A 22,335-nucleotide genomic window follows, 5' to 3' on the forward strand; every position below is an offset into this window, starting at 1 on the left:
ACGGGTAACCGCCTCACCTCGCCCTGGGAGCTTCCCCTTTGCATCTAACGGCAGCACGACACGGCCACCGCTTCAGTTTCTCGTTGCTGAACATGAAACCTTTGCAGGGATTCTGTGCAAGCGGAATTTCGTTCCACATCGCGGAATTCAAACAGCGGAATGAGGCGCTTAGCGCGTTACCGGCAATCGAGCTGCGCTTCGAACCAGCCCTGTAGCGACACCGACAGCGGTTGCCAGGCACGGTGAAGGCCGGAGAGCTTCGCTGCATTGGTTCGGTAAATGTTGCGCAGTTCCGCGTCGATCGCAGGGAGATCGACGCCGGTGCAGCGGCCTTCGCTGACGATGGTTCGCCCATCGACCACCACGTCGCGCAACAGCGACGCATTGCCGCGCGCGAACAGAAGGTCGATGGCGTCAACCGGCATGATCTGGTCGCGGTCAAGCCGATCGAAATCGATCGTAACGAAGTCGGCTGGTGCGCCAGATACCAGTTCGCCCGTTCCCGGCGCGCCGGTGGCCCTGCGGCCGTTGGCGATGGCGAGGCCGAGGAATTCGGAAGGAGTCCAGGTGCGCTGGAAGCCAAGGCCGCCATGCATCATCTGAACCAGCCGCATCTCGCGCAGCACGTCGTCGTCCTCGTCCAGCGCCAGGCCATCGACGCCGACCGCGATGGCGCAGCCGCATTTGTGCGCGGCCGCGATCGGCGCCAGGCCGGAGCGCAGATGCATATTGGAAGAGAAATTGGTGACGATGCGCGCGCCGGAAGCTGCGATCATCTCGATCTCGTCGGGGCGGGCATGGATGCAATGCGCCAGCGTCAGCCGCTCCGACAGGAAGCCGATGTCGCGGAGATAGCGGACGATGCCGTCCGGAAAATGCCGGTCCGCCCAGGCGCGCTGATAGATCGTCTCCAGCAGATGCATGTGGATGCGCCGCCCGGTCAACGCGGAGTTTTCCGCCACCGTTTCCAGCAGCGGCTTCGAGCACCACTGCACGCCGGCCGGGCCAAGCTGGACATCGACCATGGGCCCCGCGATGGCTGAGGCAATCGCGTCCGTGAGTTCGATATAGGCTTTCGGCGACATCGGCGCGCGAACGAACAACTGCTCGATGGTGCTGCGATCATCGTTGGAAAGGCTCGCCAGGACCGGCGCTTCATCGCCATACACCACCGGATTTTGATCGCGCACCGCGATCGCGAAGGCGATACGGATGCCGACGTCGGACGCCGCGCGCGCAATCGCGCTGGCCTCTTCCACCAACGGCATCGTGCCGCTCGGGCGGGTGTAATGGATCATCATCGACGCACAACCGGCGCGCGCCGAGCGGGCCAGCGCGGACGCCGCGGTGAGGTACGGATCGACCGGCGTGCCGAGCGCGGAGCGGAGAATCCAGCTTTCCAGCGGCATGCCGAGCGCGCCGAACGAGGATGCGGTCGGGCGGGCGTGGTCGTGGGCGTTCACGAAGGCGGGAAGGATGAGAACGCGCGGACCGGCTGGGAACTGCGCTCCGGCGGAGATATCGGCGATGATGCCGCTATCGTGCCGAAGCAGAACGTTTTCGAGCAGGCCGCGGTCAGCGCCGGAGAACAGGCTGTGAGCGGCAACTTCCATGGTCATGACGCGCCCTCCCCGTCATTGCGAGCGCAGCGAAGCAATCCATTTCTCCACTTGCTGAGGCATGTATTGCTTCGTCGCTACGCTCCTCGCAATGACGCTGTGAAAGCCCAATTCGGCACAAACACTCAATTCGCCGTGTACACCAGCTCCCGCTCCGCCCGCGGCGGCAGGAATTCGCGCGAGAAGATTTCCGCCGGTGTCGGCGTCCGCGACAACTGGTAGCCCTCGACGATGATACCGATGGCGCGGGCCATACGGTCGTCCTTGACGTCGCCGACGCCGATTTCCTTCATCTCGGGCGAAACGATCAGCTTGTCGAAGGAATATTGCAGGCGACGCTTTTCAACCTCGACGTTGATCAGGTTGTCGTAGTTGACGGCAGCTTTCATCCCGGCGTTCTGATCCTTGGCGATCGCGATCATGCCCTTGTTGACGGCGCGAACGAGGCCGGCGACGGCCTTCGGATTGGACGCCAGCAGCTTGCGCGAGACCATCACGCCGTTGGAATAGAGATCGAGGCCGTAATCGCCGAACTGGAACCATTTGTAGTCCTTGTCGGGATCCTGGCGGTTCAGCACGAGATTGAAATAGCTGGTGATATTGAACACCAGGGCAGCGTCGATGTCGCCCTTGATCAGCATCGGCTCCTGCAGGTTGGGCGCCATGTTGGATATCTTGATCTTCTCGCCCTCGAGCTTGTTCTTTTGCGCGAACACCGGAAGCAGCCGGGTGGTCGGTGTGCCCTGAGCGCCGCCGAGCGTGCGGCCCTCGAAATCCTTGATGCTGTTGATGCCGCTGGTCTTCTTGGTGACGATCGCGAATGGCGGCTGGTTCCAGATCATGTAGACCATGACCGGCGCATCCTGCGGCTTGGTCGAGGCGTTCTGGATGATGGCGTTGACGTCGCCGAAGCCGGCGTCATAGGCACCCGACATGATGCGCGTCACGGTGGCGCCGGAGCCCTCGCCCTGGTCGATCACGACGTTGAGGCCTTCCGCTTTGAAGTAGCCATTGTCCTTGGCGTAGAAGAACGCCGCGTCCGAGCCTTGCGTCTTCCAGCCGAGCGTGAACTTGATCGTCGTTTCCTGGGCGGTTGCCGTGCCGGCGAACAAGGCAACTCCGAACAGCGCGGCGCTTACTCTGGCTAACATCGTGGTCTCCTTGACGGGTTTGGATGGCGGTTGGAAATCCGGTTCACGTGGCGATCACGTCGTTCTTGCGGGTGGCCCATCCGGTGACACGTCCCTCGATCACCGAGAAAATCGCATAGAGCGCGACGCCGAGGCCGGCGAGCACGAACAGGCCGGCAAACACCAGCGGCACGTTGAAATTGGAGGATGCGGTCATCATGACGTTGCCGATGCCGCGGTTCGAGGCCACGGTCTCGGACAGCACCGCGCCGACAAAGGCGTAGGAGACCGCGACCTTCAGCGAGGCAAAGAAGAACGGCATGGTCCGCGGCAGCCCGACATTCCAGAGAATGTCAAGCTTGCTGGCGCCGAGCGCCTTCAGCACATCCTCCAGTTCGGGCTCGGTGGTGGCGAGACCGGTCGCGATGTTGACCACGATCGGAAAGAAGCAGATCGAGAGCGCGGTCAGCACCGCCGGCACCGAGCCCGAGCCGAACCACAACACGAAGATCGGCACCACCGCGACCTTCGGGATCGAGGAGAAGCCGACCAGCAGCGGATAGGCGGTGTCATAGGCGGTCTTCGAAACACCGATCACCGCGCCCAGCACGACGCCTAGGCCGACCCCGAGCACGAAGCCGATCATGGTCGTCGCCAGCGTCTGCAGGATGTGGGGCCACAGGATCGGGAATTTTTCGAACAGCGTGGCGAACACCTGCGACGGGCGCGGCAGCACCAGGTCGGACATGCCGGTCATCAGGCAGAACAGTTCCCAGGCGACGAAGAACAGCACGATCAGTCCCGCCGACCAGGCCTTCTGGCGATAATCGAGATCGGGCATGTCAGGCCGCTCCCTGGGTTGCGGCGGTCGATCTTGACGCGGTTCTGGCGTCCTCGATGAAGGCGCGCAGCTTCTGGTTCAGCGCGACGAAATCCGGCTCGAATGTCATCGCTACCGTGCGCGGGCGAGCGAAGGTGACGTGGCTGTCGTCGAGGATCCGGCCGGGTCGGGCGCTCATCACGCAGATGCGGCTGCCGAGAAACGCCGCCTCGCGCAGGTCATGCGTGACCAGCAGCACGGTCGGCTTGTGTGCGATCCAGAGGTCCTGAAGGATCGACCACAGTTCTTCCCGCGTGAACTGGTCGAGCGCACCGAACGGCTCGTCGAGCAGCAGCATGCGCGGCTCGTGGATCAGTGCGCGGCACAGATTGGCGCGCTGAAGCATGCCGCCGGATAGTTGCCAGGGATAGCGGTTGCCAAATCCCTTGAGGCCGACCTGCTCCAGCAGCGCATTGGCCTTGTCGCGGAATTCGGTTTTGCGCAGTTTTCGGAACTGCGAGCGGAAGGGCTCGACAATCTTGAGCGGCAGCATGATGTTCCGCTCGATCGTCATCCAGGGCAGCATGGTCGGGTTCTGAAACGCCATCCCGACCCGCAGGGCGCGTGCCGCCACTTCCCGGCCGCCGACAATGACGACGCCGGTGGATGGCTGCACCAGCCCGCTCACCAGCCGCAGGATGGTAGACTTGCCGCATCCGGAAGGCCCGACCAGCGCAACGAACTCACCGTCAGCGATCCGCAAGCTCGTCGTGGCAAGCGCCGGCACCGCGCGGTCGCCGCGGCCGAAAGTGACCGAGGCCTCGGACAGTTCGATGGCGATGGCTGCGGCGGAAGCCGGAACCGGCACGCCGGAGAACTCGGAATGGGGCTGCATGCGCATCATGGCTGGAAGTGCATGCAAACCGGATGCCAGCCAAACTCGCCTTGAAAAACAAGGGCATCACGGACGACGACAAAACCGCCGGATTCCTTTTGTGCAATCCAGCCTTCAAACTGCATGCAATTGAGGCGCTCGATCGGTGCACAATTATGATATGAAATCGCCGTTCGAAGCCAATTCTCGAGGATTCGCCGATGGCGCCTCGCACCGCCAGCAAAACCGCCGAATCATCCGACAAGGTCGGCGTGATCTGCCGCGCGCTGCGCCGCGCCATCATCGAGCAGGCGCTGGAGCCCGGCGCGAAACTGCCTGAGGATTCGCTTGGCGAACGGTTCGGCGTCAGCCGCACCATTGCGCGGCATGCGCTGGGACAGCTCGCCGCGGAAGGCCTCGTCGAGCTTCGCCGTAACCGGATCGCCGTCGTGGCGACGCCTAGCTGGCAGGAAGCCCGCGACGCCTTTGATATCCGGATCGAGCTTGAGCGGCTGGTGGTGCGACAGCTCGCCGGCAAGCTGAGCAAAAGCCAGATCGCCGAACTCAACGCCCATGTCGACGCCGAGGACCGCGCCCGCGACGGCACCGACGCGGTGTCGATCCGCCTCGCGACGGAATTCCACATCCTGCTCGCCCAGATGACGAACAGTCCGATCCTGGTGCGTTACGTCAGCGAAGTCGCCTATCGCTGCTGCCTCACGTTATCCTTGTACAGCCGCCCGCATTCGTCGGAATGCGCGATCAACGAGCATCGCGCGATCATCGCGGCGCTGGTCAAGGGCGACGAAGCCAAGGTGATGGGACTGATGCACAGCCACCTGGATTCAGTCGCCAGTCGCGCGCTGGTCGCCCCTGCCCCGCAACGCGGCCGCGATCTGCTGGATATTCTGGCGCCCTATGCCGAGGAAGGCGACGGCGGGCGCGTGGTGAAACTGCCGAAGGTGGTCAGGGCGCGCTGATCGTCGTTGCGAGGAGCGCAGCGACGAAGCAATCTAGACTTGCTTTGCCGCACGATGGATTGCTTCGCTGCGCTCGCAATGACGGCAGCGAGCCCCTACGCCTCGATCCCCCGCTGCACCAGAATGCGCTCGGCGCTGTCGTTCCAGACGTCCATCTTCACGATCTGTCCGCCCTTCACCACAAAACGATCGACATAGCGGTTGCCTTCGAACGGCGTGCCGTCGATCCATTCGCCGTAGAGCGTGCCGATGCTGTAGACCACGGTCTCGTCCGCGCCCGGACAGACGTCAAACCGATCCATCTGCTTCTTGACCCAGCGATAGCGCCGCGCGTTGAAGCCGGTCGGCCCGCGCGGATGATCGAATTCGCGCCCGCCGGTGAAGGTGATGATCGTGCCGGGCTTCATGTAGGCCGCCGCGGCATTCGGGTCCGGGATCATCGAGGCCGTGAGATAGGCCTCGACCACTTCGGCGTCGGACATTCGCTTGGGTTCGTTCTTGGACTGGGCTTCGGCGGCAACGGACATCACGGTCTCTCCTGACCGCCGAACTCTACAATCAGCCCATCAAACTGCATGCACATATTTTGAACAATCCGGCCTCAAAACTGCACACAATCTGGAGCTGCCCCGGAAACCCCGTTCCGCTAGGTTGGGGCTTCCTCCAACCCGCTGCGCGATGAACACCAGAACCGCCTTCGACCTGATCTTCCGCAACGCCCTGACGCGAGCCTCAGCGACGCCGGTCGATATCGGCATTGCCGGCGGCCGCATCGCCGCCGTCGAACCCCGCCTCGCCTGCGAGGCGACCGAGATCGACGTCGGTGGCAAGCTTGTCCTGCCAGGTTTCGTCGACACGCATATTCACCTCGACAAGGCCTGTCTGCTCGGCCGCTGTGGTCATGACCATGGCAGCGTGGCGGAGGCCATCGCCGCGGTCGCGGCCATGAAGCGCGACTTCACGGTGGAAGACGTTTACGCGCGCGGCGCAAAGGTGATCGAGCGGGCCATCGTGCATGGCACGACGCGGATGCGCACCCATGTCGAGATCGATCCGCGCATCGGCCTGCGCAGCTTCGAGGCGATCAAGGCGCTGAAGCGCAACTATGCCTGGGCGCTCGATCTCTCCCTCTGCGTGTTTCCCCAGGAGGGCCTGACCAACGATCCCGGCGCCGAGGAACTTTTGATCGCGGCGCTGCGCGACGGCGGCGAAGCGATCGGCGGCTGTCCCTACATGGACACCGACCCGAACGCGCATCTCGAAACGATTTTCGATCTGGCGCTTGAGTTCGACGTCGATGTCGACCTGCACCTCGATTTTGATCTCGACCCGTCATGGTGGCATCTCGAAGAGGTCTGCCGGCAAACCGAACGGCGCAACTACCAGGGCCGGGTCGCGATCGGTCATGCCACCAAATTGTCGGCGCTCCCCCCGGACCGGCTGAAAGAAGCGACGGCGCGCCTCGCCAAATCAGGCGTCGCCGTCACGGTGCTGCCCGCGACCGATCTCTATCTGATGGGCCGCGACGCCACGCACAACGCGCCGCGCGGGCTGACGGTGGCGCACAAGCTCGTCGAAAGCGGCGTCCTGTGTTCGGTCGCCACCAACAACGTGCTCAATCCCTTCACGCCGTTCGGCGACGCCTCGCTTTTGAGAATGGCAAATTTCTACGCCAATGTCGCGCATGCCGGCATCAGCGAATTCGACGCCTGCCTCGATCTCGTCACCGAACTGCCGGCGCGGCTGATGAATTTGAGGGATTACGGTATCGCGCCGGGTAACGCTGCAGATCTGGTCATTCTCGATACCGACAGCGGCACCAATGCAATTGCCGAGCTGCCCGACCTGCTGATGGGATTCAAGAACGGGCGAAAGGTGTTCGAGCGCGAAAGGCCGACGCTGTTTCCGCCGAACGCCTAGAAGCTCTCCGTAATGGCCGGGCTTGACCCGGCCATTACGAAAGAGCGGAAGAAGCCCATGCAGGCCCCGCTCTGGCGTTATGCGCCGCCCTCCAATTGACCTGCCCGCCAATCCATTGTTGTACTCAGCCCAATCACAACAACACGTCCGGGGCAGGAAATCATGAAAGCCACCACCATACGAAGCGTCGAAACGCTCGCCTGCGATGCCGGCTGGCGGAACTACCACTTCGTCAAGATCATGACCGAGGACGGCATCGTCGGCTGGAGCGAGTATGACGAGGGGTTTGGCGCGCCCGGTGTGACCACCGCAATCGAGCGGCTTGCGGCGCGCGTGGTCGGCAAGAACGCTTACCAGCATGAGCGCATCTACGCCGAACTGTTCTCCGCGACGCGGCCGGCCGCCGGCGGCGTGGTGGCGCTGGCGCTCGGCGCCATCGAGAACGCGCTGCTCGACGTCAAGGCCAAGGCGCTCGGCGTGCCCTGCTATGACCTGCTCGGCGGCAAGGTGCGCGACCGCATCCGCGTCTACTGGTCGCATTGCGCGACCTGGCGCATCAACCATCCCGGCTATTTCAAGCCGGCGATCACGAGCCTCGATGGCGTCAAGGGAATCGGCCGCGAGGTGCGCGAAAAAGGCTTTACGGCGATGAAGACCAACATCTTCGTCTACACCGACGGCAAGCCGCAAGGCTGGCGCCCGGGCTTCGGCTCGCCGTTCGAGCCGGAGATCAATGTCGACCGCAATGTGCTGCGAAACCTCTGCATGCACCTGGAGGCCATCCGCGACGGCGCCGGCCCTGATGTGGACCTGCTGCTCGACCTGAACTTCAACGCCAAGACTGAAGGCTACCTGAAGATTTTGCGCGCCATCAAGGACATGGACATGTTCTGGGTGGAGATCGACACCTTCAATCCGCAGGCGCTGGGCTACATCCGCCGCCAGAGCCCGCACCCGATCTCATCCTGCGAGACGCTATTGGGCCTGCGTGAATTCCTGCCCTATTTCAGCGAACAGGCGATGGACGTCGCTATCATCGACACGCCCTGGAACGGTGTCTGGCAGTCGATGAAGATCGCCGCCGCTGCCGAGCATTTCGAGGTCAACGTCGCCCCGCATAATTTCTACGGCCACCTCTGCACCATGATGAACGCGCATTTCTCGGCGGCGGTGCCGAATTTACGCATCATGGAAACCGACATCGACCGTCTTGAATGGGACCATGAACTGTTCACGCACGTGCCCGAGATCGTCGACGGCCATCTGGTGATGCCGGACCGGCCGGGCTGGGGCACCGAGCCGAACGAGGAAGGCCTGCGCGCGCATCCGCCGAAGAGCATGGGCGGGCTGTTGAATTACGGGCAAAAGAAGTAGGCGGGCCGTCGACCTCTGCCGTCAAGCCCGGCCATGACGGAGTGGCGAGTAGCCCGCGCGAGCGGAGCGTGTGCGGGAGGCTGCATCCACGGAAACCTGGATGCCGCTTCGCTTATCCGGCTACGGCATCAGCGCAATTCGATATCCAGCCATCCCAGCGCATTCACCGTGACGCGATCGCCGGTATCGACCAGCACGGTCGTGGTCTCGGCTTCGATGATCGCGGGGCCGGTCAAGGCGTGACCGGGCTGTAGGTCATCCAGCGCGTAGACCGGCACGTCGCGCCAGCCGCCGAAATAGGCCTGCCGCTTGCGGCCCGGCGCGCAAGCGTTAGACGATGATGCGGGCTTTGCACCTGAGTCGAGCCGCTCGACTTCGCCGACGGCGGCGACGCGGGCGTTGACGAACACGACCTCCTGGCCGCGCGAGGCGTAGGTGTAGAGTTCCTCATGCCTGACGTGAAAACGGTCCTCGATCCGATCCACCAGATCAGGCGCGTTCCAGTCGAGGCCGTCGAGCGAAACGTCGATCTCGAAGATCTGCTCGCCGTAGCGCATCTCCGCGGAACGCTCGATTGAAATCTTGCCGCCGAACCATGAGCGCAGCCGGCCAGCGGCCTGCTGCTCCAGTCCGGCAAACAGTTCGCGCACCTCATCGGCGGAAATGCGACCCGCGCCGTAGTGCGTGCGGCTGATCTCGTAGCGGAGGTCGCTGGTCAGCATGCCCCAGGCCGACAGCACGGAAGCCACGGTCGGCACGATGATGCGCTTGATCTCGAGCTCGCGCGCGACTTCCGCTGCGTGCAGTCCCGCCGCACCGCCAAAGCTCAACAGCGCGAACTTTCGTGGATCGACGCCGCGGCGCAGCGTCATCAGGCGGATGCCATCGGCCATGTTGAGATTGATCATGCGGTAGATGCCGGCCGCCGCCTCGACGCGCGATAAATCCATCGCGTCAGCGATACGGTCGACGGCGGCTTCCGACGCCGCACGGTCGAGCGGACGCTTGCCGCCCATGAAGGCGGCGGCATCGAGATAGCCGAGCACGACATTGGCGTCGGTGACGGTGGCGGCCTGACCGCCATTGCCGTAACAGGCCGGGCCCGGCACCGAGCCCGCGCTTTCCGGCCCGATCCGCAACGTACAACTGGCATCGACACTCGCGATCGATCCGCCGCCGGCCGCGATGCTCGCGATGTCGAGGCTGCGCAGTGCAATGCGCTGGCCGGCCAGCGAACCGTCGGCCGATAGCGACGCATGGCCGCCTGCAATCAGCGAAATGTCGGTCGAAGTGCCGCCCATGTCGAACGGCACGAGATCGGGGATGCCGACCAGATCGGCGCAGCGCCGGCCGCCGGACATGCCGCCCGCGGGGCCGGACAGCACCGTGCCCGCGGCGAGCCGCGAGGCCTCCTCGACCGGCGCCATGCCGCCATGCGACAGTACGACGAACAGACTGCCCTTGAAGCCAGCTTCAGTCAGTCGCGTTTCGAGGTTGGTGAGATAACGCCGTACGATCGGCTCGACATAGGCGTTCACGATCGTGGTCGAGACGCGCTCATATTCCTTGATCTGCGGCAGCACGTCGCTGGAGCGCGAGATGCTGATGCCGGGCAGCGCCTGCTTCAGCTTTTCGACGGCGGCGAGTTCGTGAACGGGGTTGAGATAGGAATGCAGGAAACACACCGCGACCGACGTCGCGCCTGATGGCCTGATGCCGGCAATGGCGTCGTCGAGCGATTTCGCATCCAGTGGAATCAGCACCTCGCCATTGGCCCTGAGCCGCTCTTTCACGCCAAAGCGCCGTTGGCGCGGCACCAGCGGCTCCGGCGGCGGAGAACGCAGGTCGTAGCGGTCGGGCTTGAGGCCCTCGCGCATCTCGATGACATCGCGGTGGCCTTCGGTGGTCAGCAGCGCAACCTTTGCGCCCTTGCGCTCCAGCAGCGCGTTGGTCGCCACGGTGGTGCCGTGGACGAGGCGATCGGTCGCAGCGAGCATATCCGCACGCGACACATTCAGCCGCCTCGCCAACTCTTCCAGCCCGGTCATCACACCCAGCGACTGGTCCGCCGGGGTCGACGGCGATTTCGCGAACACCGTCCGCCCGCTTTCATCCGTCGCCACGAGATCGGTGTAGGTCCCGCCGACGTCAACGCCGATCCTGAACATCATGAGGACGCCTGCCCGGCTGCAGCTTCCGTCAGACCCTGCTCGCGGTCGCGCTCACGCGCCCCCGCCGACCGCTTGGCGGGCGGTCCCCAGCCACCGCCGCCGGAGGAGCGAATGTCCAGGCAGTCGCCGGGCCGCAGTTCGATGCCGACTTCCTTGGTGCGGAGCACGCGCGGCTCGCGGCCTTCGGACAGCAGGCGATAATGATGCGGCTGGCCGTCCTCGCCGCCGAGCATGCCGCAGGGGCCGTGCCGCGCGCCGTCGCCCGCGGTGTTGCCCTTCGCGATCTTTTCCGTTTCCAGCACCAGCTCGAGGGAGACACCGAGGCCGCCACGAAACTGGCCGTCGCCGCCGGAACCGGCGCGGAATTCATGGTGACGGAAATGCAGGGGAAAGCGCACCTCCGCGACCTCAAGGCTGCCGAACTTAAGCCCGCCGACCGAGTGCCATTCACCGATTGACGACCAGCCGTCGCCCGCCGACGACGCGCCGCCGCCGGGACGCGCCTGAAACAGGTGCCAGATGAAATTCTTTCCCGACCGCGGATCCTCGCCCTGGATCGCGATCCGGAAGCGGCGGCTCCAGCCGGCCATCGCGCGTTCCGGGCACGACGCCGACAGCGCCTTGACGATAGCCTCGACGATCTCATTGGAGGGATGGCTGGTGCACAAGGTCACCGGCCGGCCGGGATCGGCCCACACCACCGTGCCCTGTTTTGCAATGACCTTCAGCGGCCGCAGCGCGCCGGTATTCTTGGCCACCTCGGGGTCGATCAGGTAGAAAAAGGCCATTGCCACCGCCGCCTGCATATTGGCATGCGAGGAGTTCACAAAACTGGTCGACTGCGGATCGCTTTCGGACAGATCGATTTCGATGTCGCTGCCCTTTTTCGTCACCTTGGCAGCGATGCGGATATCGGTGCGGCCGTGGCCGTCATCGTCGAGAAATGCCTCGCCATGGAAGACGCCGTCCTTCCAGGTCGAGACCACCGCGCGGGCCTGCTGCTCCGTCGCGTCGAGGATCGCCTCGACCGCGGCCTCCACCACGGGCGCGCCGAATTCGAAAAACAGCCGCGCCAGCCGCCGCTCGCCGAGATGCGCCGCGCCGAGCATCGCGGCGAGGTCACCGCGGAAATCCCTGGGGTTGCGAATGTTCAGCGCCAGCAGGTCGAGCAGATCATCGCGCAGCTTGCCGGCTTCGTACAGCTTGATCGGCGGGACGCGCAGCCCCTCCTGATAGATTTCAGTGGCGGCTGGGTTGTAGGCGCCATGGGTGGCGCCGCCGATGTCGCTTTGATGCGCGCGAACGATGGTCCACAGCAGCCGCTTTTCTCCGGCGAACACCGGGACGAAGGCCGTGAGATCCGGCAGATGGCTGCCGCCGTGATAGGGATCGTTGAGCAGGATGACGTCGCCCGGTTGCACGTCCTTGAACCGCTCTTCGACCGCGCGCGTCGCCCAGGTCAGCGCGCCGACGTGAACCGGAATATGATCGGCCTGCGCGATCAGGCGGGAGCCGGTGTCGCAGATCGCCAGCGAAAAATCGCGGCTGGAATTGAGGATCTGCGAGTAGGAGGTGCGAAGCATCGCCTCGCCCATCTCCTTCACGATCGAACTCAGGCGATGCTGGACGACGGAGCGCGTGATGGGATCGATCTTGGCGGACATTCTTACCTGTTCGTTTTTGTGGTCAACGCGTGCCCGCAACTTCTTCAAGCGCGCCGGACGCGGCGTCGACGATCGCATGGATATCGGCATCGGTCATCGGGGTCGACAATGCCATCAATCCGTTGCCCGCGGCCAGCACACCGCGATTGAGCAAGGCGCGGTTGAACACCGTCTGACGCTGCGTTTCCTCTTCGGTCAAATAAGCCGAGCGATAGTCGCGCACCGGCCGGTCGGCGAAATGAATCTTGAGCAGCGATCCCAGGCCCACGGTGCCACCGGGCACACCATGGCGCTTGAACGCGGCGTCGATGCCGGAGCGAACCGCCTGCCCTATCGCATCGAGACGCGCAAAGGCCGCGTCATCGAGCAGTTGCATCGCCGCGATCCCTGCACGCATCGTTACCGGATTGGCGGAGAACGTGCCGCCATGCGGCAGCGCCGGCTTGCCCGCGCGCGGATCGAATACCGCCATGACGTCGCGATGGCCGCCGATGGCGCCGACCGGAAAGCCGCCGCCGATGATTTTTCCGAGCGTCGTCAGGTCCGGATCGATATCCCAGATGCCCTGCGCGCCGCGATAGCCGAGGCGAAACGTGATGACCTCGTCGAAAATCAACAGCGCGCCGACTTCGCGCGTCACCTTGCGCAGCGCCTCCAGATAGGCCCGGTCGGCCGGCGCCAGACCGGCACGGTTGGGCATGGGATCGACCAGCACGCAGGCCAGTTCAGACCCGTGCTCGCGGATCAGGCTGACGGCGGCTTCGGTGTCGTTGAACGGGATGGTGACGACATCGGCGAGCACGTTGTCGGGCGTGCCCCTGGCATAGGCGACCGACACCGGCGCATTGCGGCCCCACGCTTCCGGTGCTGGGTCCAGACTCACTTCGGCATAGTCGTAGGAGCCGTGATAGGCGCCCTCGCATTTGGCGATCTTGGGCCGGCCGGTATGCGCCCGCGCCGCCTTCAGCGCCATCATCACCGCCTCGGTGCCGGAGTTGGCGAACCGCACCTGCTCGACCGACGGCAGCCGCGAGACCAGCAGCTCGGCAAGATCAACCTCGGATTCTGTCGGCAGCCCGAACGCCGAGCCGAGGGCGAGCTGCTCGGTTGCCGCTTTGATTAGCGCCGGATGGGCATGGCCGTGAATCTGCGACGTAAAATTGTTGATGCAGTCGATGTAGACGTTGCCATCGAGATCCCAGACCCGGCAGCCCTCGCCGCGCGCGGCATAGATCGGGTACGGCTTCATGAACACGGTGGTACGGGTGTTGCCGCCGGGCAGGCTCGCCAGCGCCCGATCGTACATTTTTTGCGAAGATGAATGTTGGTCCGGATACATGCGCCATTCCATGCGAGGAAGTCAGGTGCACATCAGAAACACAATCGCCCCGATGATCAAGCTGGCAGCGACGAATAGCAGCACTGCGGGCAGGCCGAAAATGGTCGCTACCACCCCGGTTGCCGATTGGATCAGCGCGGTGCCCAGGAAGAACGCGAGGTTGATCGCCGAGAGCGCCTTGCCGGCATTCTGCGCATCGACAAGCTGTCGCGTCATGCCGTAGAGCAAGGGCTGCGTCGATACGGCAACGCCGGTCAGCACGAACAGCGCGGCGTCGACCTGGGACGGCACGAACGTCACGCCGAGCAATTCCGCCAGCGGATAATGTGGGGCGCCGGCCGCCATCACGGCGAGCACCACCGCGGCAAAGCCATGCGTCGCCGCCAGCATCTCACGGCGATGGCCGAAGCGGCGATCGAGAAGGCCCATCAACGCGGGACCCGCAATCAGCGCCAACGTAAACAGGCCGAGCACGTTGCCCGCCTCGATGCGGTTCAGTCCCTTGATCTCCATCAGCCAGGGTCCGCCCCACAATCCCCGCAGCACCAGCGACGCCGCGAGCGACACCAGCGCCAGCGCAATCAGCCCACGCAGCGGCCGCGACAGGCCGATCCGCAACACCTCGGCCATTTGCGTCAACGGCGATGAGAGATCGGCCTGCGCCGTCGACTGTTTCGGAACCAGCAGGAATACGGCGACCGCCACCACGGCGCCGAAGCCCGCCGAGATCCAAAATCCAGCGCGCCAGCCCCAGAATTCGACGACAAAAGCCAACGGGCTCGCCGACAGCAGCATGCCGACATTGCCGATCGAGAGGATGATGCCGGACCACAGGCCGAACCGCGCCGCCGACATCTGCTTGGCAGCCAGCGTCATCGGACACATCAGCATGCCCGAGGTGGCGACGCCGAGCAGGAACTGGCCGAACAAAAAGCTCTCCGGCCCCGTCGCCAGACCGGAAGCCAGCGCACCGATGATGGTTCCGCACAAGAGGCTCAGCGAAACCGGCCGGACGCCGAAGCGGTCCATCGCCGCGCCGACCGGGATCTGAGAGGCGGCAAAGGCGAAATGATAGATCGAGGTCAGGCTCGCCAGCGTCTGCGGCGGCGTATGAAAATCCGCCGCCATCACGTCGAGGCTGATCGCCGGAATCGTCCGCAGCAGCGTCGACAGCATGTGGCCGCAGGCCAGCGCCAGCAGCGCAAAAATCAGGGCGCGGAGGTTGATATCCGCGTCATCGGCCTTGCCGTCCATGTTCATTTCATCCCAGGCATTTTGAGGCGGCGTACCATCAATATGCAGGGAACACCAATCTACCCTCACCCGCGGCTTGATCCTGTCGGCGCGGGGAACCATGATGTGCTAACCAGCCGATCGACCCGTCGGGTCAACCAGCGGCACGGAAGACCGCGAGCGGGAGAAACCATGCAAGTCACGATGAAAGATCGCGTCGCCGTCATCACCGGCGGCAGCAAGGGCCTTGGGCTGGCGATGGCGCGGCAGTTTGCGGCCTCCGGCGCCAGGGTCGCAATGCTGGCGCGCGGCGCGGCTGATCTCAAGGCCGCGCGCGAGTTGCTGGCCAAAGACGACCTCGCCGTCCGCGACTATGTCTGCGACGTCTCGAAGGCGGCAGACATTGCGAAGGCGCATGACAAGATCGTCAGCGATCTCGGCCCGGTCGACATTCTCGTCAACAACGCCGGCACCGCGCGAACGATGGCGTTCGAGAACATCAGCGATGAAGCCTGGCAGGAAGACCTCGACTTGAAACTGTTTGCCGCGATCCGCTTCTCCCGGCTGGTCTGGCCGGGCATGAAGGCGCGCAAATGGGGCCGCATCATCAATGTGCTCAACACCTACGCCAAGGCGCCGGCGGCGGCCTCGGCGCCGACGTCGGTTACCCGCGCCGCCGGCATGGCGCTGACCAAGGTGATGGCGAGCGAAGGCGGCGAGCACAACATCCTCGTCAACGCGATGCTGGTCGGCCTGATCATGAGCGATCAGTGGGTGCAGCGGCACGCCAAGCAGGCGCCGGAGATGGATTTCGAGCTGTTCGCCAAAAACCTCGCCAAGGGCACGCCCTTGGGGCGCATCGGCACGGCGGAGGAATTCGCCAACCTCGCCTGCTTCCTCGCCTCCGATCAGGGATCGTTCATCACCGGCACCGCGATCAATGTCGACGGCGGACGGTCACCGGTGGTGTGAGTAAGACTCGCGCAGCTGCATCTTCTCCCTCGCCCCGCTCTTGCGGGGAGAGGGTCGGGGTGAGGGGCTCTCTCCGCGAATTCGGCTCACAGTCGGACTCGCTGAAGCACCCCTCACCCGGCGCTTCGCGCCGACCTCTCCCCGCGAAGAGCGGGGCGAGGTTAAGAAGCAGCAAGCACCGCCCCACGAACAAAAAGGCCCCCGTCGCCGGAGGCCTTTCCGTTTTCGCTAAGCCGCCTCGGCGGCCCTCGTCTTAGACCGCGTCCTTGGCGGCCTTGACCGGGCGGGCACGGACGATCTTGCGGGCCGGCTTGGCCTTGAACATCATTTCCTCGCCCGTGAAGGGGTTGGTGCCCTTGCGAGCCTTGGTCGCGGGCTTCTTGACCACGACGAACTTCGCGAAGCCGGGAACGAGGAATACCCCGTTCTTCTTGAGCTCCTTGTGGCCAACGTCGACGAGCGCTTCCATCACGCCCTTGACCTCTTTCTTCGAAACTTCAGTGGTGGTCGCGATCTTCTCGATCAGCTGCGACTTAGACATTTGGGTGGCCATGATTGCTCCATTTGATTCTGGCACCGGCGACGATATGGCGGAAACAGCCTAAAAAACAGGGTTTCCGACATTCTGCACAGCTATCTCGCTAGTCGAGTTGAACTGATTCGTCCAATTTTGGCTGGTTTTTAGGCCCTCTAAGCTGTGCGAAGCCTATTTTTAGAGGGATTCCGCGGCTCCGGCAGCCTCATTTCGGGACAATCCCGGATGAAAGGCCGGCCCGCCCCCATCTTCAGACGAGCCTCCGCTATGCCCGCGAGCGAAAAATGAGCAGGCCGAATACACCCTGAGCACCTTGTTTTCAGGAGGATTTTTCGATTCACGCGGCGATTAGAAAATGACTCGCGTTCCCGTTCCATCGTAACATCGCCCGCAAGGCGGCCGCCTGAAGGCCCGCCACAATACCAATCAATATTGTATCCGGAGACTTCGCATGGATTTGACGCGCCTTGAGATCAATCGTCGCACCGCACTGCTGACATCGGCGGCGATCGCGGCCAACGTGATCAATCCGATGCGGGCCTTCGCGCAGGAAACGCCGCGCAAGGGCGGCGTGTTCAACGTCCATTACGGCGCCGAGCAGCGCCAGCTCAATCCGAGCATCCAGGCTTCCACCGGCGTCTACATCATCGGCGGCAAGATCCAGGAAAACCTGGTCGATCTCGATGCCAGCGGCCAACCGGTCGGCGTGCTCGCCGAGAGCTGGGAGGCCTCGCCCGACGGCAAGACCGTGACCTTCAAGCTGCGCAAGGGCGTCACCTGGCACGACGGCAAGCCGTTCACCTCGGCCGACGTCGAATTCACCGCCATGAACATGTGGAAGAAGATCCTCAATTACGGATCGACGCTGCAGCTGTTCCTGACCGCGGTCGAAACGCCCGATGCGGAGACCGCGATCTTCAAGTACGAAAGGCCGATGCCGCTGAACCTGCTGCTGCGGGCCCTGCCCGACCTCGGCTACATCTCGGCCAAGCACCTTTATGAAAGCGGCGATATCCGCCAGAACCCGACCAATCTCGCGCCCGTCGGCACCGGCCCGTTCAAGTTCGTGAAATATGAGCGCGGGCAGTACGTCATCGCCGACCGCAACGAGAACTACTGGCGCCCCAATGCGCCCTATCTCGACCGCATCGTCTGGCGCGTGATCACCGATCGTGCCGCCGCCGCGGCGCAAATGGAGGCCGGCGAGCTGCATTACTCGCCGTTCTCCGGTCTGACAATTTCCGACATGGCGCGGCTCGGCAAGGACAAGCGCTTCATCGTCCAGACCAAGGGCAATGAAGGCAACGCCCGCACCAATACGCTCGAATTCAACTTCCGCCGCAAGGAGCTGTCCGATATCAAGGTGCGGCGCGCGATCGCGCATGCGATCAACGTGCCGTTCTTCATCGAGAATTTTCTTGGCGACTTCGCCAAGCTCGGCACCGGGCCGATCCCCTCGACCTCGACCGATTTCTATCCTGGCGCCAACACGCCGCAATACCCTTACGACAAGGCCAAGGCCGCAGCGCTGCTCGACGAAGCCGGTTACAAGGCCGGCCGCGGCGGCACCCGCTTCTCCCTGAAGCTGCTGCCTGCTCCATGGGGTGAGGATATTTCGCTGTGGTCCACTTTCATCCAGCAGTCGCTCGGCGAGATCGGCATTCCCGTCGATATCGTCCGCAACGACGGCGGCGGCTTCCTCAAGCAGGTCTATGACGAGCACGCCTTCGACCTCGCCACCGGCTGGCACCAGTACCGCAACGATCCTGCCGTCTCGACCACGGTGTGGTATCGCTCCGGCCAGCCCAAGGGCGCGCCCTGGACCAACCAGTGGGGCTGGGAAGACAAGAACGTCGACAAGACCATCGACGATGCCGCCACCGAGGTCGATCCGGCCAAGCGCAAGGCGCTGTATGCCCAGTTCGTCAAGGAGGTGAATACCGAGCTGCCGGTCTGGATGCCGATCGAGCAGATTTTCGTCACCGTGATCAACGCCAAGGCACGCAACCATTCCAATACGCCGCGCTGGGGCTCCGCGAGCTGGCACGATCTTTGGCTTTCCGCCTAAGCCGATATCGGCCAAGGTGGATCGATGCGTATCCTGAGCCTAGCGGGGCGGCGGCTCGCCGCCTCGATCCCGACCCTGATCCTGATCCTGATCGGCGTGTTCCTGCTGCTGCAGTTCGCGCCGGGCGACACCGTTGATGCCATGATGGCGCAGATGGGTGGCGGCGATGCCGCGACCGCCAAGGAACTCCGCAAATTCTACGGGCTCGACCTCTCGATCCCGGCGCAGCTCGGCAACTATCTCTGGCGGCTGGTGCGGCTCGATCTCGGCTTTTCCTCGATCTATGGCAAGCCGGTGGCCACCGTGATTCTGGAGCGGCTTCCGCCGACGATTCTCCTGATGACAGCTTCGCTGTCGTTTGCGTTTTTCTTCGGCCTCCTGTTCGGCGTGATCGCCGCCCGCGGCGTCAACCGCTGGCCGGATACGCTGATCTCGACGCTCGGCCTGATCTTCTACGCGACGCCCTCGTTCTGGTTCGGCCTGATGGCGATTGTCGTGTTCTCGGTCTATCTGCAATGGCTGCCGCCCGGTGGTTTTGAGGACATCGGCACGGTGCAGACCGGCATCTGGCGCGTGCTCGATATCGCCAGCCATCTGGTGCTGCCGACGCTGACGCTCGGGCTGATCTTTCTCGCGATCTACCTGCGCATCATGCGCGCCTCGATGCTGGAAGTGTTGAATCTCGATTACGTTCGCACCGCGCGCGCCAAGGGCCTTGACGAGACGCGGGTGGTGACGCGGCATGTACTGCGCAACGCCCTCTTGCCAATGGTGACTCTGATCGGCCTCCAGGCAGGCACCATGCTGGGTGGATCGGTGGTGGTCGAAAGCGTGTTCTCGCTGCCCGGCCTGGGCCGGCTGGCTTACGAATCGGTGGTGCAGCGCGACCTCAACACGCTGCTCGGCATCGTGTTCGTCTCCGCGCTGCTCGTGATCATTGTCAACTTCGCCGTCGACCTGATCTATGCGCGGCTCGATCCGCGCATCACGGCGGATTAGACCGATGGATACGATCAAACGCTATTTCAGAAGCCCCGCCGCCGTCGCCGGCCTCATCCTGCTGCTGATCGTGATCGCGATGGCGATCTCGGCTGGCTTTCTCTACCCGCGCGATCCGCTGGCCCTGGCCGGCCGTCCCCTGATCTGGCCGTTCTCCAATCCGCGCTTCCTGCTCGGCACCGACAATTCCGGCCGCGATATCGCCGCCCAGATTTTCTACGGCGCGCGGATATCGCTGTTGATCGGCGGCGTCGCCACCGCCATCGCGGTCCTGATCGGCATCCTGGTCGGCGCCTTCGCCGGCTATTACGGCGGCTGGATCGACACCGTGCTGATGCGGATCACCGAAGCGTTTCAGACGCTACCGAATTTCGTGCTGCTGCTGGTACTGGTCGCCGTGTTCGGCTCAACCTTGACCACTGTCACCATCGCGGTCGGCGTGGTGTCGTGGCCGGCGCCGGCGCGGCTGACCCGCGCCGAGTTCCTGACGCTGCGCAACCGCGAATTCGTCCAGGCCGGCCGCACGCTTGGCATGAAGGATATCCAGCTTATCCTCGGCGAGATCCTGCCCAATGCGCTGCCGCCGGTGATCGTCTATGCCAGCGTGGTGATGGCAGTGTCGATCCTGCTGGAAAGTGCGCTGGCCTTCCTGCGCCTGTCCGACCCCAATGTCGCATCCTGGGGCAATCTGATCGGCCTCGGCCGCGACGTACTCCGGGTGCAGTGGTACGTCTCGGCGATCCCCGGCATCGCCATCCTCGTCACGGTGCTCGCGGTGTCGCTGGTCGGCCAGGGCCTCAACGACGCGCTCAACCCGAGGCTCAAGGGCCGATGAGCGGGAACGAGACCATCCTTTCGCTCGACCGCCTGAGCGTCCGCCTGCCCCGCGGCGCCGACCGGACGCACGCGCTCAGGGACGTGTCGCTCGAGATCGCCTCCAACGAAATCCTCTGCGTGGTCGGTGAATCCGGTTCCGGCAAGTCGATGATGGCGAACGCCGTGATGCGGCTGCTGCCCAACGAGGTGACGATCGACGGTGGCCGAATGCTGTTCGAGGGCTGCGATCTCTGCGCCGCGACGCCGGCCGAAATGCGCGAGGTGCGCGGCGCCGGCATCGCGATGATCTTTCAGGAACCGATGACGGCGCTCAATCCGCTGCGCACCATCGGCGACCAGATCGCGGAAATGTTTTCGATCCATACCGATCTGTCGAAGGCCGAGATCGGCGCAAAAGTCCTCGCTTTGCTCGCGGACGTCCGCATTCCCGACCCCAAGGTGGCGGCGAAAGCCTATCCGCATGAACTGTCCGGCGGCCAGCGACAGCGCGCCATGATCGCGATGGCGCTGGCGCTCGACCCAAAACTCCTGATCGCGGACGAGCCGACAACCGCGCTCGACGTCACCACGCAGGCGCAAATTCTAAAGCTGATCCGTGACCTGCAGCAGCGCCGCAAGACTGCGGTCATGTTCATCACGCATGATTTTGGCGTCGTCGCCGAGATCGCCGACCGCGTCGTGGTGATGCAGCATGGCGTCATCGTCGAACAGGGCACGGCCTCAGACGTCCTGACCAGGCCGCAGCATGCCTACACCAGACAACTCATCGCGGCCGTCCCGCCGCTGACAGCGCCGCCGCCACGCGCCCTTGCGGCCGACAACATCCTGACGATCACGGACGTCTCAAAAACCTATCGTACCGGAGGCTTTCTCGGGCGCGGCGCGCGGGTAACGCCGGCCGTCAAGAACGTCTCGCTCCACCTGCCGCGCGGCGCGACGCTCGGCATCGTCGGCGAATCCGGTTCCGGTAAATCGACGCTGGCGCGCTGCATCGTGCGGCTGATCGATCCGGACCGCGGCTCCATCGTGCTAGAGGGGCGCGACTGGGCCAAGATGACGCGCGAAAACGTTCGCCGCGAGACACGCCATATCCAGATAGTGTTTCAGGATCCGTTCGCTTCGCTCAATCCGCGCCGCAAGGCCGCCGAACTGGTGGCGCAGGGCCCGATCGTGCATGGCATGCCGCGCGCGCAGGCGATGGCGGACGCGAAGGAACTATTTGCACTGGTCGGGCTCGATCCCTCCTCCGCCGACCGCTACCCGCACGAATTCTCCGGCGGCCAGCGCCAGCGCATTGGTCTCGCTCGCGCGCTGGCGCTGAAGCCGGACGTGCTGGTGGCGGACGAGCCGGTGTCCGCGCTCGACGTTTCCGTGCAGGCACAGGTGCTGAAACTGCTTGCCGAACTACGGGCGCGGCTCGGGCTTTCCATCGTCTTCATCACGCATGATTTGCGCGTGGCCGCGCAGATCTGCGATCTTGTCGCGGTCATGAAGGACGGCGAGGTCGTGGAGTATGGGCTGGCTGGCAATGTGTTCGGCAATCCGCAGCACGCCTACACGCGAGCATTGCTGGACTCGATCCCGGGCGGAGCGTTCGCACGCGAGCACGATACGGCAACGGTGTAGCGGCTCCCTCTCCCCGCTCTTGCGCGGGGAGAGGGTTGGGGTGAGGGGCTGCCTCCGCGTAATCAACTATCAATCGGATTCGTGGACAGAGCCCCTCACCCCGACCCTCTCCCCGCAAGAGCGGGGCGAGGGAGAAGGAAGGCTCGGCATCTTCGACGCCATGGAAATTCTGTT

The 22,335-nt window shown here is 64.1% G+C and carries 18 protein-coding genes; 8 read left to right on the forward strand and 10 right to left on the reverse strand.

All coding sequences use genetic code 11. The annotated features are described in order from the left end of the window. Window positions 1-176: 176 nt before the first annotated feature. The 4 genes from QUH67_RS26995 to QUH67_RS27010 all read right to left on the reverse strand — a co-directional run bounded on the left by QUH67_RS26995 (window position 177) and on the right by QUH67_RS27010 (window position 4,470). Window positions 177-1,619 (reverse strand): amidohydrolase family protein, encoded by a 1,443-nt coding sequence (locus tag QUH67_RS26995; protein ID WP_300942439.1) that lies wholly within the window; start codon window positions 1,617-1,619, stop codon window positions 177-179. Between the two features lie 125 nt (window positions 1,620-1,744). After that, on the reverse strand, window positions 1,745-2,770 hold the full coding sequence (locus QUH67_RS27000) for an ABC transporter substrate-binding protein (protein ID WP_300942441.1): 1,026 nt from the start codon (window positions 2,768-2,770) through the stop codon (window positions 1,745-1,747). A gap of 43 nt (window positions 2,771-2,813) precedes the next feature. Next, complete coding sequence (locus QUH67_RS27005; RefSeq protein WP_300942442.1) at window positions 2,814-3,590, reverse strand: ABC transporter permease; 777 nt, start codon at window positions 3,588-3,590, stop codon at window positions 2,814-2,816. Window position 3,591: 1 nt separating this feature from the next. Beyond that, window positions 3,592-4,470: an ABC transporter ATP-binding protein gene (locus QUH67_RS27010; RefSeq protein ID WP_407080481.1), complete on the reverse strand. Its 879-nt coding sequence runs from the start codon at window positions 4,468-4,470 to the stop codon at window positions 3,592-3,594. A gap of 194 nt (window positions 4,471-4,664) precedes the next feature. Between QUH67_RS27010 and QUH67_RS27015 the strand changes: the two genes are divergently transcribed. Next, window positions 4,665-5,423, forward strand: a complete 759-nt coding sequence (locus QUH67_RS27015) for a GntR family transcriptional regulator (RefSeq protein WP_300942445.1) — start codon at window positions 4,665-4,667, stop codon at window positions 5,421-5,423. A 95-nt stretch (window positions 5,424-5,518) separates the two neighbouring features. Here QUH67_RS27015 and QUH67_RS27020 read toward each other — a convergent pair whose 3' ends face one another. Next, entirely contained in the window at window positions 5,519-5,950 is a 432-nt protein-coding gene (locus QUH67_RS27020; protein WP_300942446.1) for a nuclear transport factor 2-like protein, read from the reverse strand. Window positions 5,951-6,101: 151 nt separating this feature from the next. Here QUH67_RS27020 and QUH67_RS27025 point away from each other — a divergent pair, with 151 nt between their 5' ends. Together QUH67_RS27025 and QUH67_RS27030 are read left to right on the forward strand one after the other, a co-directional pair. Beyond that, window positions 6,102-7,343 (forward strand): amidohydrolase family protein, encoded by a 1,242-nt coding sequence (locus QUH67_RS27025; protein ID WP_300942447.1) that lies wholly within the window; start codon window positions 6,102-6,104, stop codon window positions 7,341-7,343. 162 nt (window positions 7,344-7,505) lie between these two features. Then, a complete protein-coding gene (locus tag QUH67_RS27030; protein ID WP_407080361.1) occupies window positions 7,506-8,717 on the forward strand; it encodes a mandelate racemase/muconate lactonizing enzyme family protein in 1,212 nt (403 codons plus the stop codon). Window positions 8,718-8,845: 128 nt separating this feature from the next. On the opposite strand, the gene QUH67_RS27035 is transcribed toward QUH67_RS27030, so the two are convergent. Genes QUH67_RS27035 through QUH67_RS27050 form a run of 4 tightly spaced genes read right to left on the reverse strand, consistent with a single transcriptional unit; the run spans window position 8,846 to window position 15,145 of the window. Further along, window positions 8,846-10,888: a hydantoinase/oxoprolinase family protein gene (locus QUH67_RS27035; protein ID WP_300942448.1), complete on the reverse strand. Its 2,043-nt coding sequence runs from the start codon at window positions 10,886-10,888 to the stop codon at window positions 8,846-8,848. Beyond that, window positions 10,885-12,552: a hydantoinase B/oxoprolinase family protein gene (locus QUH67_RS27040; RefSeq protein WP_300942450.1), complete on the reverse strand. Its 1,668-nt coding sequence runs from the start codon at window positions 12,550-12,552 to the stop codon at window positions 10,885-10,887. Before QUH67_RS27040 ends, QUH67_RS27035 begins: the two co-directional genes overlap by 4 nt. Window positions 12,553-12,574: 22 nt before the next feature. Next, window positions 12,575-13,891, reverse strand: a complete 1,317-nt coding sequence (locus QUH67_RS27045) for an aspartate aminotransferase family protein (RefSeq protein WP_300942452.1) — start codon at window positions 13,889-13,891, stop codon at window positions 12,575-12,577. 21 nt (window positions 13,892-13,912) lie between these two features. Then, window positions 13,913-15,145 (reverse strand): MFS transporter, encoded by a 1,233-nt coding sequence (locus QUH67_RS27050; protein ID WP_300942454.1) that lies wholly within the window; start codon window positions 15,143-15,145, stop codon window positions 13,913-13,915. 171 nt (window positions 15,146-15,316) lie between these two features. Between QUH67_RS27050 and QUH67_RS27055 the strand changes: the two genes are divergently transcribed. Further along, on the forward strand, window positions 15,317-16,096 hold the full coding sequence (locus tag QUH67_RS27055; protein ID WP_300942455.1) for an SDR family oxidoreductase: 780 nt from the start codon (window positions 15,317-15,319) through the stop codon (window positions 16,094-16,096). Between the two features lie 253 nt (window positions 16,097-16,349). Here QUH67_RS27055 and QUH67_RS27060 read toward each other — a convergent pair whose 3' ends face one another. Next, window positions 16,350-16,649 carry an HU family DNA-binding protein gene (locus tag QUH67_RS27060; protein ID WP_027536409.1) on the reverse strand — a complete coding sequence of 100 codons (300 nt, stop codon included), beginning with the start codon at window positions 16,647-16,649 and terminating at the stop codon, window positions 16,350-16,352. Between the two features lie 433 nt (window positions 16,650-17,082). On the opposite strand from QUH67_RS27060, the gene QUH67_RS27065 reads away from it, so the two are divergent. Genes QUH67_RS27065 through QUH67_RS27080 form a run of 4 tightly spaced genes read left to right on the forward strand, consistent with a single transcriptional unit; the run spans window position 17,083 to window position 22,161 of the window. Further along, a complete protein-coding gene (locus tag QUH67_RS27065; protein WP_300942461.1) occupies window positions 17,083-18,699 on the forward strand; it encodes an ABC transporter substrate-binding protein in 1,617 nt (538 codons plus the stop codon). 24 nt (window positions 18,700-18,723) lie between these two features. Further along, complete coding sequence (locus tag QUH67_RS27070) at window positions 18,724-19,698, forward strand: ABC transporter permease (RefSeq protein WP_300942462.1); 975 nt, start codon at window positions 18,724-18,726, stop codon at window positions 19,696-19,698. A gap of 4 nt (window positions 19,699-19,702) precedes the next feature. Then, window positions 19,703-20,533 carry an ABC transporter permease gene (locus tag QUH67_RS27075; protein ID WP_300942463.1) on the forward strand — a complete coding sequence of 277 codons (831 nt, stop codon included), beginning with the start codon at window positions 19,703-19,705 and terminating at the stop codon, window positions 20,531-20,533. Further along, entirely contained in the window at window positions 20,530-22,161 is a 1,632-nt protein-coding gene (locus QUH67_RS27080) for an ABC transporter ATP-binding protein (RefSeq protein WP_300942464.1), read from the forward strand. The genes QUH67_RS27075 and QUH67_RS27080 overlap by 4 nt, the downstream gene beginning before the upstream one ends. Window positions 22,162-22,335 lie beyond the last annotated feature (174 nt).

It is taken from the genome of Bradyrhizobium roseum (assembly GCF_030413175.1).
GTDB classification, from domain to species: domain Bacteria; phylum Pseudomonadota; class Alphaproteobacteria; order Rhizobiales; family Xanthobacteraceae; genus Bradyrhizobium; species Bradyrhizobium roseum.